At 59.0% G+C, this 15,511-nt stretch carries 13 protein-coding genes; 12 read left to right on the top strand and 1 reads right to left on the bottom strand.

Annotated features, from left to right (window positions below; all coding sequences use genetic code 11):
- The 6 genes from rpoB (at position 1) to HL45_RS13835 (ending at position 7,654) form a co-directional block, all read left to right on the top strand.
- Complete coding sequence (gene rpoB, locus HL45_RS13860) at positions 1 to 1,827, top strand: DNA-directed RNA polymerase subunit B (protein ID WP_049971659.1); 1,827 nt, start codon at positions 1 to 3, stop codon at positions 1,825 to 1,827.
- A gap of 1 nt (position 1,828) precedes the next feature.
- On the top strand, positions 1,829 to 4,759 hold the full coding sequence (locus tag HL45_RS13855) for a DNA-directed RNA polymerase subunit A' (protein WP_049971658.1): 2,931 nt from the start codon (positions 1,829 to 1,831) through the stop codon (positions 4,757 to 4,759).
- On the top strand, positions 4,752 to 5,936 hold the full coding sequence (gene rpoA2, locus HL45_RS13850; protein WP_049971657.1) for a DNA-directed RNA polymerase subunit A'': 1,185 nt from the start codon (positions 4,752 to 4,754) through the stop codon (positions 5,934 to 5,936). Before HL45_RS13855 ends, rpoA2 begins: the two co-directional genes overlap by 8 nt.
- Positions 5,936 to 6,388, top strand: a complete 453-nt coding sequence (locus HL45_RS13845) for a NusA-like transcription termination signal-binding factor (protein WP_049971656.1) — start codon at positions 5,936 to 5,938, stop codon at positions 6,386 to 6,388. The genes rpoA2 and HL45_RS13845 overlap by 1 nt, the downstream gene beginning before the upstream one ends.
- A 216-nt stretch (positions 6,389 to 6,604) precedes the next feature.
- The gene (locus HL45_RS13840; protein ID WP_049971655.1) at positions 6,605 to 7,033 is read left to right on the top strand and encodes a 30S ribosomal protein S12; all 429 of its coding nucleotides are present in this window, start codon (positions 6,605 to 6,607) and stop codon (positions 7,031 to 7,033) included.
- A gap of 3 nt (positions 7,034 to 7,036) precedes the next feature.
- Complete coding sequence (locus tag HL45_RS13835) at positions 7,037 to 7,654, top strand: 30S ribosomal protein S7 (RefSeq protein ID WP_049971654.1); 618 nt, start codon at positions 7,037 to 7,039, stop codon at positions 7,652 to 7,654.
- Between the two features lie 361 nt (positions 7,655 to 8,015).
- Here the strand turns inward: HL45_RS13835 and HL45_RS13830 are convergent, their stop codons facing one another.
- Entirely contained in the window at positions 8,016 to 8,771 is a 756-nt protein-coding gene (locus HL45_RS13830; protein WP_049971653.1) for a DUF5781 family protein, read from the bottom strand.
- Positions 8,772 to 8,912: 141 nt separating this feature from the next.
- Here HL45_RS13830 and HL45_RS13825 point away from each other — a divergent pair, with 141 nt between their 5' ends.
- The 6 genes from HL45_RS13825 to HL45_RS13800 all read left to right on the top strand — a co-directional run bounded on the left by HL45_RS13825 (position 8,913) and on the right by HL45_RS13800 (position 15,509).
- Positions 8,913 to 11,099 carry an elongation factor EF-2 gene (locus HL45_RS13825; RefSeq protein WP_049971652.1) on the top strand — a complete coding sequence of 729 codons (2,187 nt, stop codon included), beginning with the start codon at positions 8,913 to 8,915 and terminating at the stop codon, positions 11,097 to 11,099.
- A 456-nt stretch (positions 11,100 to 11,555) separates the two neighbouring features.
- Entirely contained in the window at positions 11,556 to 12,092 is a 537-nt protein-coding gene (locus HL45_RS13820; RefSeq protein ID WP_049971651.1) for an amino acid-binding protein, read from the top strand.
- The gene (locus tag HL45_RS13815) at positions 12,089 to 13,039 is read left to right on the top strand and encodes a homoserine dehydrogenase (protein WP_049971650.1); all 951 of its coding nucleotides are present in this window, start codon (positions 12,089 to 12,091) and stop codon (positions 13,037 to 13,039) included. Before HL45_RS13820 ends, HL45_RS13815 begins: the two co-directional genes overlap by 4 nt.
- Positions 13,040 to 13,192: 153 nt before the next feature.
- Positions 13,193 to 14,458, top strand: coding sequence for a translation elongation factor EF-1 subunit alpha (gene tuf / locus HL45_RS13810; RefSeq protein ID WP_049971649.1), 1,266 nt, complete (start codon positions 13,193 to 13,195; stop codon positions 14,456 to 14,458).
- A 3-nt stretch (positions 14,459 to 14,461) separates the two neighbouring features.
- Complete coding sequence (rpsJ, locus tag HL45_RS13805) at positions 14,462 to 14,770, top strand: 30S ribosomal protein S10 (protein WP_007979652.1); 309 nt, start codon at positions 14,462 to 14,464, stop codon at positions 14,768 to 14,770.
- 121 nt (positions 14,771 to 14,891) lie between these two features.
- Positions 14,892 to 15,509: a rhomboid family intramembrane serine protease gene (locus HL45_RS13800; protein ID WP_049971648.1), complete on the top strand. Its 618-nt coding sequence runs from the start codon at positions 14,892 to 14,894 to the stop codon at positions 15,507 to 15,509.
- Positions 15,510 to 15,511 lie beyond the last annotated feature (2 nt).

Genomic DNA, 15,511 nt, shown 5'->3' with positions numbered 1-15,511 from the left:
ATGAGCCAGGGACGAGAAGCGAAAGTGTACGTCAACGGGAGTTTGGTCGGGACGCATCCCGACCCGGAACAGCTCGCAAACCAAGTACGGGAGGCGCGCCGACGCGGCGACGTGAGCGAGATGGTGAACGTCTCGGTCAAAGATCGAACCCGCGAAGTCATCATCAACGCCGACGCGGGGCGTGCCCGCCGACCACTGCTCGTCATCGAGGACGGCGACCCCCTCATCACCGAAGAGGAAATTGAAGCCGTCAAAGCGGGCGATTTCTCGTTTGAGGAACTCGTCGAGCGCGGCAAAATCGAGTTCATCGACGCCGAGGAAGAAGAGGACATCTACGTCGCGGTTGACGAGGGTGACCTCAACGAAGACCACACTCACCTCGAAATCGACCCACAGCTCATCTTCGGTATCGGTGCCGGGATGATTCCGTACCCGGAACACAACGCCAGTCCGCGTATTACGATGGGCTCGGGGATGATGAAGCAGTCGCTCGGCCTGCCCGCGGCGAACTACCGGATTCGCCCGGACACGCGCCAGCACCTCTTCCACTATCCGCAGTTGTCGATGGTGAAGACGCAGACGACGGAGCAAATCGGCTTCGACGACCGCCCTGCGGCACAGAACTTCACCGTCGCAGTCATGAGCTACGAAGGGTTCAACATCGAGGACGCACTCGTGCTCAACAGCGGGTCGGTTGACCGCGCGCTTGCGCGCTCGCACTTCTTCCGTACCTACGAGGGTGAGGAACGACGCTACCCCGGCGGACAGGAAGACCGATTCGAGATTCCAAGCGACGACGTGCGCGGCGCTCGCGGCGAGGATGCCTACACGCATCTGGACGAGGACGGTCTGGTCAACCCCGAAACGCGCGTTGACGAAAACAGTGTCTTATTGGGGAAGACGAGTCCGCCCCGGTTCCTCGAAGAACCGGACGACATGGGTGGCCTGTCGCCACAGAAACGCCGCGAAACCAGCGTCACGATGCGCTCGGGCGAATCCGGCGTCGTTGACACGGTGACGCTGATGGAGGGCGAGGACGGTTCGAAGCTCTCGAAAGTGTCCGTTCGTGACGAGCGAATCCCGGAATTGGGTGACAAGTTCGCATCACGACACGGTCAGAAAGGTGTCGTCGGCCACATCGCGCCGCAGGAGGACATGCCCTTCACGCAGGAAGGTGTCGTCCCCGACCTTATCGTCAACCCGCACGCGCTCCCGTCACGCATGACGGTCGGGCACGTGCTAGAGATGATCGGTGGCAAAGTCGGCGCGCTGGAAGGACGGCGCGTTGACGGAACGGCATTCACTGGCGAAGACAAAGAAGAACTCCGCTCGGCGCTCGAAGAACGCGGGTACAAATCCTCCGGGAAGGAAATCATGTACTCCGGCGTGACGGGCGAGAAGATTGAAGCGGAAATCTTCGTCGGCACCATTCTGTACCACAAGCTGTACCACATGGTGTCGAACAAGCTCCACGCCCGGTCGCGCGGCCCGGTGCAGGTGCTGACCCGACAACCGACCGAAGGACGTGCCCGTGAGGGTGGCCTTCGTGTCGGGGAGATGGAACGTGAGGTTCTCATCGGACACGGTGCCGCACTCGCACTGAAAGAACGACTTCTCGACTCTTCCGACCGCGAGTGGATTTACGTCTGCGGTCAGTGTGGAATGAGCGCAGTCGAGAACATCGACCAGAACCGCGTGTACTGTCCGAACTGTGAGGAGGAGACGGACATCCACGAAATCGAGATGAGCTACGCGTTCAAGCTCCTGCTCGACGAGATGAAGGCGCTCGGAATCGCCCCACGACTCGAATTGGAGGACGCAGTCTAACATGGCAACGAATCAAACTCCCAAGGAAATCGGCTCCATCAGCTTCGGCTTGATGGACCCGGAGGAGTACCGCGAGATGTCGGCGACGAAAATTATTACCGCCGACACGTACGACGACGACGGGTTCCCAATCGACATGGGACTCATGGACCCCCGACTGGGCGTCATCGACCCCGGTCTGGAATGTAAGACCTGTGGGCAACACTCCGGGTCGTGCAACGGCCACTTCGGCCACATCGAACTCGCCGCACCGGTCATCCACGTCGGCTTCACGAAACTCATCCGCAGATTGCTTCGTGGCACCTGCCGTGACTGTTCCCGACTCCTCCTGACCGAGGAAGAACAGGAAAAGTACCACAGTATGCTGACCCGGACGCGGGAACTCGGCAACGACCTTACCGACGTGACGAAGGCAGCGATTCGAGAGGCCCGCAAGAAAGACCGCTGTCCGCACTGTGGCGAAGTTCAGTACGACATCAACCACGAGAAACCGACGACCTACTACGAGGTACAACAGGTTCTCACGAGCGAGTACTCGGAGCGCATCGCGTCGGCGATGCAAGGTCGGGACGAGGAAGGCGAAGAAGACGAAGACCGCGACCCAATCGCGCCGCCGGAACTCGCGGAGCAGACGGACATCGACCTCTCGCGTATCAACCAAATAATTTCGGGAGAGTTCCGTCCACGAGAGGAAGACCGGAAAGCCATCGAGAAGGCACTTTCCATCGACCTCACCACCGAGGACATGAACAAATTGATGCCCTCGGACATCCGCGACTGGTTCGAGGACATTCCGGATTCGGACATCGAAGCGCTCGGTATCGACTCCGACCGCTCGCGTCCCGAGTGGATGATTCTCACCGTTCTGCCAGTTCCGCCGGTGACGGCCCGTCCGTCGATTACGCTGGACAATGGCCAGCGTTCCGAGGACGACCTCACCCACAAACTGGTGGACATCATCCGCATCAACCAGCGGTTCATGGAGAACCGTGAGGCTGGTGCCCCACAGCTGATTATCGAGGACTTGTGGGAACTGCTCCAGTACCACGTCACGACGTTCATGGACAACGAGATTTCGGGAACGCCACCCGCCCGCCACCGCTCCGGGCGTCCGCTGAAGACGCTCTCACAGCGACTGAAGGGTAAGGAAGGTCGCTTCCGTGGTTCGCTGTCCGGAAAGCGTGTAAACTTCTCGGCGCGTACCGTCATTTCGCCCGACCCGACGCTCTCGCTGAACGAAGTCGGTGTGCCACAGCGCGTCGCCCGTGAGATGACTCAGACGATGAACGTCACGCCGCGCAACATCGAGGAAGCGCAGCGATACGTTCAAAACGGACCGGAAGGTCATCCGGGTGCGAACTACGTCAAACGACCCGACGGACGACGACTCAAAGTTACGGAAAAGAACTGCGAGGAACTGTCGGAGAAGGTCGAACCCGGATGGGAAGTCAACCGCCATCTGGTCGACGGCGACATCGTCATCTTCAACCGGCAGCCGTCCCTGCACCGGATGTCCATCATGGCCCACGAAGTGGTCGTGATGCCGTACAAGACGTTCCGGCTGAACACTGTCGTCTGCCCGCCGTACAACGCGGACTTCGACGGGGACGAGATGAACATGCACGCCCTTCAGAACGAGGAGGCACGCGCGGAGGCGCGCGTACTCATGCGCGTGCAGGAACAAATCCTGTCCCCGCGCTTCGGTGAGAACATCATCGGCGCGATTCAAGACCACATCTCCGGAACGTATCTGCTCACGCACGAGAACCCGCAGTTCAACGAGACGCAGGCACTCGACCTGCTTCGTGCGACTCGAATCGACGAACTGCCGGAACCCGATGGTGAGGAAGAGGACGGAACGCCGTACTGGACTGGCCGGACGCTGTTCTCGGAACTCCTGCCTGACGGACTGGAACTCGAATTTACGAGTTCGGCTGGCGACACCGTCGTCATCGAAAATGGCCAACACGTTAGCGGAACGATTGACGAGGACGCAGTCGGTGCGTTCGGCGGGGAAATCGTCGATACCATTACGAAGGCGTACGGCGAAACCCGCGCCCGTCACTTCATCAACGAAGTCGCAACGCTGGCGATGCGTGCCATCATGCACTTTGGCTTCTCCATCGCTATCGACGACGAAACGATTTCCACGACGGCCCAAGAGCAAATCGACGAAGCAATCGACAACGCCTACGAGCGCGTCCAAGACCTCATCACGACCTACGAGAACGGCGAACTCGAATCACTGCCGGGGCGAACGGTGGACGAGACGCTCGAAATGAAAATCATGCAGACGCTCGGGAAGGCCCGCGACTCTGCTGGTGACATCGCGGAAGACCACTTCGCGGACGACAATCCGGCAGTCATCATGGCCGAATCCGGTGCGCGTGGGTCGCTCCTGAACCTGACCCAGATGGCTGGCTGTGTCGGCCAGCAGGCAGTTCGGGGCGAGCGAATCAACCGCGGCTACGAAGACCGCACGCTCAGCCACTTCCAAGCGGACGACTTGTCCGCGGACGCTCACGGCTTCGTGGAGAACTCCTACACTGGCGGCCTGAGTCCGCTTGAGTTCTTCTTCCACGCGATGGGTGGCCGAGAGGGACTCGTGGACACGGCAGTTCGTACCTCCAAGTCCGGGTACCTCCAGCGCCGTCTGATTAACGCGCTGTCAGAACTCGAAACACAGTACGATGGTACGGTGCGCGACACCAGCGATACCATCGTTCAGTTCGAGTTCGGTGAAGACGGAACCTCGCCGGTTCGGGTGTCCTCCGACGAGGAGAACCCAATCGACGTGGAACATATCGCGGATAAAGTCATAGACGAGGAGTTCGACAGCGAGAACCGCAAACTGGAGTTCCTTGGCGAGCGTCAACCGCCGACGAATCTCTCCGAACACGCCGACGCACGGCAGGTGGAATCAGATGACTGAAGTTACGGACGACATGGAGGCAATCGTAGAGGACACGGAGCTTCCGCGACGCCTCAAAGACGAAGTGTACGAAACCATCGAATCGCGCGACGGGATTTCCGTCGAACAAGTGGACGAAATCGCACGCGCGGTCGAAACGCGCTACTTCAACACGCGAGTTGACCCGCTCGACCCGGTCGGAACGGTGAGCGCCCAATCCATCGGGGAGCCGGGAACGCAGATGACGATGAACACGTTCCACTATGCGGGCGTGGCGGAAATCGACGTGACCCAAGGGCTTCCGCGACTCATCGAACTCGTGGACGCTCGGAAGACGCCGGATACACCGATGATGACGGTGCATCTGGACGACGAGTTCGCCGACAACCGCGAACGCGCCCACGAAGTCGTCTGGCAAATCGAGGCGACGAAGATTCTGGCGCTCGGTGACATCTCCACAAACGTCGCCGACATGATTGTCTCGATCAATCTGAACGAGGACACGCTCGAAGAGCGGATGATTACTCCGGACGAAGTCTCGGGCATCATCGAAGACAGTCTCGGCGTCGAAACGAATCAGCAGGGAACGGTTATCGAATTCGGCCCCGACCAGCCGAGTTACCGCAAACTCCTTCAGTTGGTCGAAGAACTCCGCGAAATCGTCTTCAAGGGAATCGAGGACATCACCCGCGTTGTCATCCGCAAGGAGAAGATGGACGACGGAGGCGAGGAGTTCGTCCTCTACACCGAAGGCTCCGCGTTCGGTGACGTTATCGAAATCGACGGCGTGGACGCCTCGCGCACCACGTCGAACAACATCCACGAGATTTACCGCAACCTCGGCGTCGAAGCGGCCCGTGAGGCCATCATCGAAGAGACGATGGACACCCTCGAAGAGCAGGGGCTTGGCGACGTGAACGTTCGACACCTAATGTTGGTTTCGGACATCATGACCAACCGGGGCACCATCGAATCCATCGGTCGCCACGGTATCTCCGGAAGCAAGGAGTCCGTGCTTGCCCGCGCGGCATTCGAGGTGACGGTGAACCACCTGCTCGATGCCGCCATCCACGGCGAAATCGACGACTTGAACGGCGTCATCGAGAATGTCATCGTCGGCAAGCCAATCAAACTCGGCACGGGTGACGTTGACCTCCGGATGGGTTCGGTCAGTCGCGGCGCAGAGCCTTCGGACTGATGACGGTCACTCTTTCCGACACGGCACGCCAGTACATCGCCCTTTTCGAGGACGAAACGGGCGCGACGGCCCGTGATTGCATCGTGTTGACCGAAGAGAACGAAGAAACCGATGGCGAAGATACAAATCGCATCATCTTCGTCGTCAAGTCAGGCGAGATGGCGCAAGCCATCGGCCCCGGCGGCGAGAGCGTTCAGGCGGTCGAAGATCGTCTGGACGCAAACGTAGAACTGGTGGAGGACGCGGACAGCGCGGACACGTTCGTCGCAAATGCGCTCGCTCCGGCGGAAGTCCGCCATGTCACCATCAGTGAGAACGACGACACGGTGGCCTACGCAGAAGTCGCGCAGGCCGACACCGGGGTCGCCATCGGTGCTGGCGGTCGCAACATCGAGGCGGCGAAACTGCTGTCGGAACGTCATTTCGACGTAGATGACATTCAGTTGACCTGATTGAAATCGTTTCTGCGTTTTCTATGGATTTTCGTTTTTCTATTCGTTGAAATTGGTGAAGTACGCTCGACGTCGTCCAACGAACCCATTGGCTCTGCTTAGACTCAATGAAACGTGCTCAGATTGCTTTATCAACCCCTTTCGAGCGACCTGCGGGCGTAACGCCGAACCCAAAAGACACCGTTTAAGTAGCTCCATCGAATAGTCCACAGCATAATGGCGAACGGTAAGTACGCGGCTCGGAAGCTGAAGAAAGACCGCCAGAATCACCGGTGGTCTGACTCCGATTACGCCCGACGAGAGCGTGGTCTTGGTGAGAAATCCGACCCTCTCGAAGGTGCGCCGCAAGGCCGAGGTATCGTGCTGGAAAAAGTGGGCATCGAAGCGAAACAGCCCAACTCCGCAATTCGAAAATGCGTCCGTGTCCAGCTTATCAAGAACGGTAAGCAGGTGACGGCGTTCTGTCCCGGCGACGGTGCAATCTCGTTCATCGACGAACACGACGAGGTCACCATCGCAGGTATCGGCGGTGCGAAAGGTCGCGCGATGGGTGACCTTTCCGGCGTCAACTACAAAGTCGAGAAAGTCAACGGCGTGAGCATGGAAGAACTGGTTCGTGGCAATGCGGAAAAACCGGTGCGATAAATCATGAGTGCAGACGAAGAACAACCAGAACCCGACGCACACGTTGGAACGGAAGGCGAAGGTGCCGTTGCTGAACTGTTCGGCACGTGGGACGTGACGAACATCGAATTCAGCGACCCGAGCACGGAACGCTACATTTCGGTGACGCCCGTTGCGCACACGATGGGCCGCCACGCTGGAAAGCAGTTCCAGAAGAGCGAAGTCAGCATCGTCGAGCGTCTCATCAACCGTCTCATGCAGACGGAAGAGAACACGGGCAAGAAACAGCAGACGATGAAAATCGTCCGCAACGCGTTCGACATCGTTCACGAGCGCACCGAGGAGAACCCGGTGCAGGTGCTCGTCCGCGCAGTCGAGAACGCCGCCCCGCGTGAGGAAACCGTCCGCCTCAAATACGGTGGTATCTCCGTCCCGAAGGCAGTCGACGTTGCGCCCCAGCGCCGCGTTGACCAGTCGCTCAAATTCATCGCGGAAGGTGCCCACGGTGCCTCGTTCAAGACCGCGACGGACGCCGAGGAAGCGTTGGCACAGCAACTCATCGGTGCCGCGGATTACGACGTGCAGGCCTACGCGATTAACCAGAAAGAAGAGAAAGAGCGCGTCGCTGCTGCGGCACGCTAAACTCCGTTTCCTTCTCTTTGGACTCGATTTTCGTTTTTATTTTCTGTTCTACGAGCGGCCGCGTTTTCGATACGAGGTCGTTTTATTAGAGATGTCACTTTATTCACGGTGTAAAATCGAAACCAATCACTCAAACAGTTGTAGAGGTATATCGCTAACAATTCACGACTCTAAACGAACCGCCTCCGCCACCGCACCGCAACGGCCACGTGCCTCTCCAACCGATTCCCGTCGTCGCTTTCGTTCCTCCGATCATCCCTCGCGTGATAATTCGCAAGCCCTCGGACGACAAGTCCTCGGGCTTGCCAACGCACGCGCCATGTTGTTTGTGTCGATAGCAGGTGTCTTCGAAATCGGGGGTTCAGTCCGCGGCTTGTCCGTCTTCGTTCCCACCGAGAACGTATTCTTCGGCGGCATCTACGAGCGCCTTGCGGTATTCGCTCTCGTCGGGGTCGTCTGCGAGCGAGAGAAACCGGTATTTGAACCCCTGAACGTCAACGTTCGGGGCGTCGCGGGATGCGGTGCGGGCGAGGTCGTAGAGGCGGTGGTCGCGGGGAACGAGGTCGTGGCGTTCGACCAATGCGAGGGCGAAGGCGGCGTTCACGGCGGTCATTTCGGAATCGGTGGTCGCGGTCATTCGCCTCCCGCGTGGGTGGGTTGGCCGGTCTGCAATCGCCGTGGCGAGCTCGGATTCGAGGAACGCGACGAGTTTGTCGCTCGGGCCGACGCGGAGGGTGATGTCGTCGGCGTAGATGTCCTTCATGTGATTCGCAATCTGGTAGCAGTGGGTGAGCTTTCGTCGTTCGACCGACTTCCCCGCGAACGCGAGAAACAGAGCTTCCGCGGTCGATTGGGTGTGCGAAGGGTGTGACTGCTCGTTGCGGGCCATGTGTGAGTATTCGTGGAGCGCAAGTTCGCGGGCCATCGCACTCGTCGCGGCCTGCCGTGAGATGTTGAGGATGTGGTGGTCGCCGGGATGAGACGTCCACGTTCGCTCGTCCGGGTCGTCACGGACGCGGACGTGAACCGGCCTGTCGAGGTCGTGTTCTGTTTGGAACAGGTCGGAGGCGCTAAGGAACGGGGTCGGGGGCGTAGACCCATGCACTCGTATATCCATGTGTGTCGTTGACACGCTCTGGGTGGCTATTACTCTTGTGCCGTATGCGACTATTTGGCAGGGTAATGAACCATTTCCAGCCGCTGTCCGGACGCGAAAACACTACGCTTTTCAACCTCGTACAGGTAGGAATAGCCATATATGGGTAGACGAAAGAAAATCGTCGAAAAGTGCGAGCGGCTCATGGACAAACCGGAGCAGATCCGGAACATTGCGATTGCCGCCCACGTCGACCACGGTAAAACGACACTGACTGACAACCTTCTCGCTGGTGCGGGCATGATCGCCGACCAAGGCGAAGCCACCCAGTTGATGATGGACACGGAAGAGGACGAGCAAGAACGCGGTATCACCATCGACGCGGCCAACGTCTCGATGACCCACGAGTACGAGGACAAAGACCACCTCATTAACCTCATCGACACACCGGGCCACGTCGACTTCGGTGGCGACGTCACTCGTGCGATGCGTGCCGTTGACGGTGCGCTCGTCGTCGTGGACGCCGTCGAAGGCGCCATGCCACAGACGGAAACCGTTGTCCGACAGGCGCTCCGCGAGGGCGTTAAGCCGACCCTGTTCATCAACAAGGTAGACCGACTCATCTCGGAACTCCAAGAGGGTCCCGAGGAGATGCAACGCCGCCTGCTCAACGTCATCGACGACGTGAACGAGCTGATTCGCGGCATGACCAAGGACATGGACGACGTGGACGACTGGACCGTCTCCGTCGAAGAGGGAACCGTCGGGTTCGGGTCGGCACTCTACAAGTGGGGTGTCTCCATGCCGTCGATGCAAGCAACGGGCATGGACTTCGGGGACATCATGGAACTCGAACGCAACGGCGACCGTCAAGAGCTTCACGAGCGGACCCCGCTTTCGGACGTTATCCTCGACATGGTCTGTGAACACTTCCCGGACCCCATCGAGGCTCAGCCCCGCCGTATCCCCCGCGTCTGGCGTGGTGACGACGAATCCGAACTCGCCGAGCAGATGCGACTCGTTGACCCAGACGGCGAAGTCGTCCTGATGGTCACCGACATCGGTATCGACCCACACGCTGGCGAAATTTCCGCCGGTCGTGTCTTCTCCGGAACACTGGAGAAAGGACAAGACCTCTACATCTCGGGAACTGTCGGAACGAACCGCGTCCAGAGCGTCGGTATCTACATGGGTGGCGAACGTGAGGAAGTGGAACGCGTCCCCGCCGGGAACATCGCAGCAGTTACCGGTCTGAAAGACGCTATCGCCGGTTCGACGGTGTCGAGCGCGGAGATGACGCCGTTCGAGTCCATCGAACACATCAGCGAACCCGTCATCACGAAATCCGTCGAGGCGAAGAACATGGACGACCTGCCGAAACTCATCGAGACGCTTCGACAGGTCTCCAAAGAAGACCCGACCATCCAGATCGACATCAACGAGGACACGGGCGAACACCTCATCAGCGGACAGGGTGAACTCCACCTCGAAGTCATCACTCAGCGTATCGAGCGCAATCAGGGTATTCCGGTGACGACTGGTGAGCCTATCGTCGTCTTCCGAGAGAAGGTGCAGGGAGCAACCACCGAAGTCGAAGGTATCTCCCCGAACCGCCACAACCGGTTCTACATCACGGTCGAACCGCTGTCGGACGAAATGGTCGAGAAACTGAAACTCGGAGACATCTCGATGGACATGCCCGAACAGGAGCGCCGTGAAGTGCTCCAAGAGACGGGCATGGACAAAGATACCAGCCAGAACGTGGAACACATCCACGGGACGAACATCCTCATCGATGATACGAAGGGTATCCAGCACCTGAACGAGACGATGGAACTCGTCATCGAGGGCCTCACAGAGGCGCTCGACGACGGGCCACTTGCTGCCGAACCCGTCGAGGGGACGCTCATCAAACTCCACGACGCGCGCCTCCACGAGGACACCATCCACCGTGGTCCGGCACAGGTCATCCCCGCGGTTCGACAGGCTGTCCACAACGCGCTCATCCACGGGCACGTCAAACTCCTCGAACCGATTCAGAACGTGCGCATCGACGTGCCGAACGAGCACATGGGTGCCGCGTCCGGTGAGATTCAGGGTCGCCGTGGCCGCGTAGACGACATGTACCAAGAGGGTGACCTCATGGTCGTCGAAGGTATCGCACCCGTTGACGAGATGATCGGGTTCTCCTCGGACATCCGCAGTGCGACGGAAGGTCGTGCATCGTGGAACACGGAGAACGCCGGGTTCCGCGTCATGGCGGACAATCTCCAGCCCGAAACCATCATGGAAATCCGAGAGCGCAAGGGTATGAAGCTCGAACTGCCACAGGCAGTCGATTACTTCTAAACGACGATTCCTATTTTGCGCATTCTTTTTCGGTCGCTTACATCCACAGCGGTTGCTCTGTGAAACTCCACGCCGCTGTCAATTTATGAAAAGCGAACCGGTGGCACTGCCGACGATAGCGATATTATCGTTCCCCTCTGTGCACTATTTCGGCATCGCACACGGGGCACATTCGGTCGCGGCTGTCGAACGCCGTCTGACAGAACGCACAGACGTGGTCTTTCGCTATACTGTCATTGCTTGCACCGACTGCATCTGTGAATCGCATCGTCTATCACCACTCCCTCCTTTTTCCTCCAAGGGTATTACTACGCGCTCGTTAACGAGTCGCATAGGAGTTGGTTAATTCGGGTTGCACACAGTTTTGCATTCGTTTCATCCCGTTGCCGTCCCCGTGTTGGAGAATTTTGTGACCGTCTGAAGGTTTATTGCCACCCACGCCCCAATCCTGCTATCATGGCCGACCACGATGGGCACGTGCAAGCGTACACGGTTCGGTTGGAACTCGCCGACGAACCGGGCGAACTGCTTCACGCCCTTGAACCGATAGCCGAACACGGCGGTAACTTACTAAGCGTCTTTCACGAACGCGGTTCGCTCACGCCGCGGGGACACATTCCGGTCGAAGTCGATCTGGAATGTCCGCCCGACCGATTCGACGCTATCGTTTCCGCACTGCGCGAAGCGAGCGTGAACGTCATCCGCGCCGGAGCCGAGCGATACGACGAAGAAATAACCGTCGTCTTGACAGGGCACATCATCGACACCGATATTTCGGACACCCTTTCGCGGATTACGACCGAATCGAACACGTCGGTCGTTGATATTTCCCTTTCCGCGCCCGAGGGAACCAGCGACGTGTCCAGCGCGCGACTCCGACTTGCCACCGATTCCGCGGACACGGGAGACGTTCTCGATACGGTGGCACAGATTGCGGACGAAAAGGAACTGCGCGTCATCGCTCCGCTGACGGAACGTGAGGTGACGGCATGAAACTCGCAGTGCTCGGCGCGGGTGCGGTCGGTCGCTCGGTCGCGGAACTGGCGGAAGACTACGGTCACACGGTGACGGCGTTGGCCGATTCGACCAGTGCCGTCGTCGATTCTGATGGAATCAATGTAGACGCCGCAGTGGCCCGGAAAAACGACGATGAAACAGTTGGAACGGTCGCCCCGGGCGCCGCTTTCGAGAGCGAATATGACGTGCTGGTCGAAGCCACGCCGACGACGCTCGGCGACGCACAACCGGGATTCGACCACGCGCGTGCGGCACTCGAATCAGATCATCACGTCGTGCTGGCGAACAAAGGGCCGGTCGCCGAGCGATACGACGACCTTCGAGCAATCGAAGCTGAAAACGATGGACGTGTGCTGTTCGAAGCGACGGTCGGCGGCGCAATTCCCGTCCTCTCGACTATCGCGGATGTCGGCTCGGACAACGTCACGGCTGTTCGCGGCGTGCTGAACGGTACCGCGAACTTTATCCTCTCACGGATGGCCGCGGAGGGACTGAGTTACGAACACGTGCTCGCGGAGGCCCAAGACCTCGGTGTCGCGGAGGCAGACCCCTCATTTGATGTGGATGGTACCGACGCCGCATTGAAATGCGTCATCCTTGCGAACGTGCTGTTCGACGGACAGTACACCATCGGCGATGCGGAGGTTGCGGGTATCCGTGACCTTCCCGGAAGCGCGCTCGAACTGGCGAGCGAAGATGGCTGGACGATTCGATTGGTCGGTGAAGTCGCGCGCGATGGCGTTCGAGTCGGGCCGCGACTCGTGCCGGAAAACGGAACGCTCGCGGTTTCCGGCACGCGCAACATCGTTCAGTTCGAGACGAAACATGCAGGCCGACTCAATATCAGTGGACGCGGCGCAGGTGGCCCGGAAACTGCGTCGGCAGTGCTATCCGACGTGACGACGTTAGCACGGGAGGAATGAGCCAAATAGTCCGATTTGTTTCATAGTTCGCCCATGTCAATTGTTCCCACTAACCGCCAGACGGCGGGAAGATGCCCTGCAAGACGTATCGAAATGGTTTTAACCGCTTCTGCCAAATAAATCCGACAGAGCGCGTCTTCGCGTGAGATACCAATGAGCGACAAACCACACCAGAACTTGGCCATTATCGGCCACGTTGACCACGGTAAGAGCACGCTGGTCGGGCGACTCCTCTACGAGACGGGGAGCGTACCCGAGCACGTCATCGAACAGCACAAAGAAGAAGCCGAAGAGAAAGGCAAAGGTGGATTCGAATTCGCCTACGTGATGGACAACCTCGCAGAAGAGCGAGAACGTGGTGTCACCATCGACATCGCCCACCAAGAGTTCGACACCGACGACTACTACTTCACCATCGTCGACTGTCCGGGTCACCGTGACTTCGTGAAGAACATGATCACGGGTGCCTCGCAGGCAGACAACGCGGTTCTCGTCGTCGCGGCAGACGACGGTGTCGCGCCCCAGACCCAAGAGCACGTCTTCCTCGCTCGTACGCTGGGAATCGACGAGCTCATCATCGCCATCAATAAGATGGACGTCGTCGACTACTCGGAAGACTCCTACAAGGATGTCGTCTCCGAGGTCAAAGACCTGCTCAAGCAGGTTCGATTCAACACCGACGACGCCGAGTTTATCCCGATTTCGGCGTTCGAGGGCGACAACATCGCAGAGGAAAGCGACAACACGTCGTGGTATGACGGCGAAATCCTGCTCGAGGCACTCAACAACCTCGAAGCACCGGAACCGCCAACGAATGCCGACCTCCGTCTGCCAATTCAGGACGTGTACACGATTTCCGGTATCGGTACAGTCCCAGTCGGACGTATCGAGACTGGTGTCCTGAACACGGGCGACAACGTTTCGTTCCAGCCAAGCGACGTCGGCGGCGAAGTCAAGACCGTCGAGATGCACCACGAAGAGGTGCCAAAAGCTGAACCCGGCGACAACGTCGGTTTCAACGTGCGTGGCATCGGCAAGGACGACATCCGTCGCGGTGACGTGTGTGGCCCAGCCGACAACCCGCCAAAGGTCGCAGAGACGTTCAAGGCCCAGCTCGTCGTGATGCAGCACCCGTCCGTCATCACGGCTGGCTACACGCCGGTCTTCCACGCCCATACGGCACAGGTCGCCTGTACCGTCGAGGAAATTAACCACAAGCTCGACCCCAAGACGGGCGAAGTCGCCGAGGAGAACCCAGACTTCATCAAATCCGGTGACGCCGCCGTCGTGACGGTTCGACCACAGAAGCCACTCAGCATCGAGCCGTCCGGCGAAATCCCGGAACTCGGTTCCTTCGCTGTCCGTGACATGGGTCAGACCATCGCGGCCGGTAAAGTCCTCGAAGTCAACGAGAAATAAACGATGCAACAGGCACGAGTCCGACTCGCAGGAGCCAACCCCTCGGACCTCGACGACATCTGCGACGATGTCCGCGAGATAGCCGAGAAAACCGGCGTCTCCCTGAGCGGCCCGATTCCGCTCCCGACGAAGACGCTGGAAATCCCAACTCGCAAGTCCCCTGACGGAGAGGGAACCGCGACGTGGGAACACTGGGAGATGCGCGTCCACAAGCGCCTCATCGACTTAGACGCCGATGAACGCGCGCTTCGACAGTTGATGCGCATTCAGGTTCCGAACGACGTGAGCATCGAAATCGTTCTCGAAGACTAAGCGACACGGTCGCTTCTTCGACCTCAATTTTCCACTTTCTCATGCCGACCAGCGACAGCGTCGTCAAAACACGGTTTTCGGCGGGATTCGATTTTTGTAGTTTGAGTCGCAAGTAGACGCTATGCGTCTTTCGCGCTCTCCTACGATACAGACGCTCATCGTTTTCTGTATCGTGTACGTCCTCCAGTCGGTGATTCGGCTCGTCAGTCCTGCATTGATGGTGAGCCTGTTCGCACTCTCTCCACCGGTGGCCGTGCATCCGTGGACGCTCCCACTGAGCGTCTACTCCCACGTCAGCCTTGGGCATCTGCTTTCCAATGCGATTGCCCTAGTGTTCGCTGGCGTCCTCATTGAGCGCGTGACGACGAAATTCCGATTCCACGCCTACTTCCTGACGGTCGGAATCGTGGCGGGCGTGGCACAGATTTGGATTGGTGGGCTGTTCTCTGCGGATCCTATCGGCGTCCTCGGAGCCAGTGGCGCGGTATTCGGCCTCTTTGGCTATCTCATCGCCGGAAATCCGGTGGCGGATGCAGTGTTCGGAAGGCTGCACCTCTCACGGCGTGCGCAAATCGCGGTCGTGTTCGGCCTCGCCTTGCTCGCCACCTTGATGACGGCCTCGCCCGGCGTGGCCCTCATCGCCCACTTCACAGGCTTCGCGGTCGGTCTTATCGCGGGACGACTTCACATCCTGCGCGTCGAAACACAAGCTACAAGTAACGACCGGGCGGTACAATAGTT

The sequence above is a fragment of the Haladaptatus cibarius D43 genome (assembly GCF_000710615.1).
Lineage (GTDB): Archaea > Halobacteriota > Halobacteria > Halobacteriales > Haladaptataceae > Haladaptatus > Haladaptatus cibarius.
This window is presented reverse-complemented; position numbering and strand designations above follow the sequence as displayed.

Coding starts and splice junctions, on each gene's coding strand:
- rpoA2 (WP_049971657.1), top strand. CDS start 4,752: ATGACTGAAGTTACGGACGACATGGAGGCAATCGTAGAGGACACGGAG.
- tuf (WP_049971649.1), top strand. CDS start 13,193: ATGAGCGACAAACCACACCAGAACTTGGCCATTATCGGCCACGTTGAC.
- HL45_RS13855 (WP_049971658.1), top strand. CDS start 1,829: ATGGCAACGAATCAAACTCCCAAGGAAATCGGCTCCATCAGCTTCGGC.
- HL45_RS13815 (WP_049971650.1), top strand. CDS start 12,089: ATGAAACTCGCAGTGCTCGGCGCGGGTGCGGTCGGTCGCTCGGTCGCG.
- rpsJ (WP_007979652.1), top strand. CDS start 14,462: ATGCAACAGGCACGAGTCCGACTCGCAGGAGCCAACCCCTCGGACCTC.
- HL45_RS13840 (WP_049971655.1), top strand. CDS start 6,605: ATGGCGAACGGTAAGTACGCGGCTCGGAAGCTGAAGAAAGACCGCCAG.
- rpoB (WP_049971659.1), top strand. CDS start 1: ATGAGCCAGGGACGAGAAGCGAAAGTGTACGTCAACGGGAGTTTGGTC.
- HL45_RS13835 (WP_049971654.1), top strand. CDS start 7,037: ATGAGTGCAGACGAAGAACAACCAGAACCCGACGCACACGTTGGAACG.
- HL45_RS13820 (WP_049971651.1), top strand. CDS start 11,556: ATGGCCGACCACGATGGGCACGTGCAAGCGTACACGGTTCGGTTGGAA.
- HL45_RS13845 (WP_049971656.1), top strand. CDS start 5,936: ATGACGGTCACTCTTTCCGACACGGCACGCCAGTACATCGCCCTTTTC.
- HL45_RS13800 (WP_049971648.1), top strand. CDS start 14,892: ATGCGTCTTTCGCGCTCTCCTACGATACAGACGCTCATCGTTTTCTGT.
- HL45_RS13830 (WP_049971653.1), bottom strand. CDS start 8,771: ATGGATATACGAGTGCATGGGTCTACGCCCCCGACCCCGTTCCTTAGC.
- HL45_RS13825 (WP_049971652.1), top strand. CDS start 8,913: ATGGGTAGACGAAAGAAAATCGTCGAAAAGTGCGAGCGGCTCATGGAC.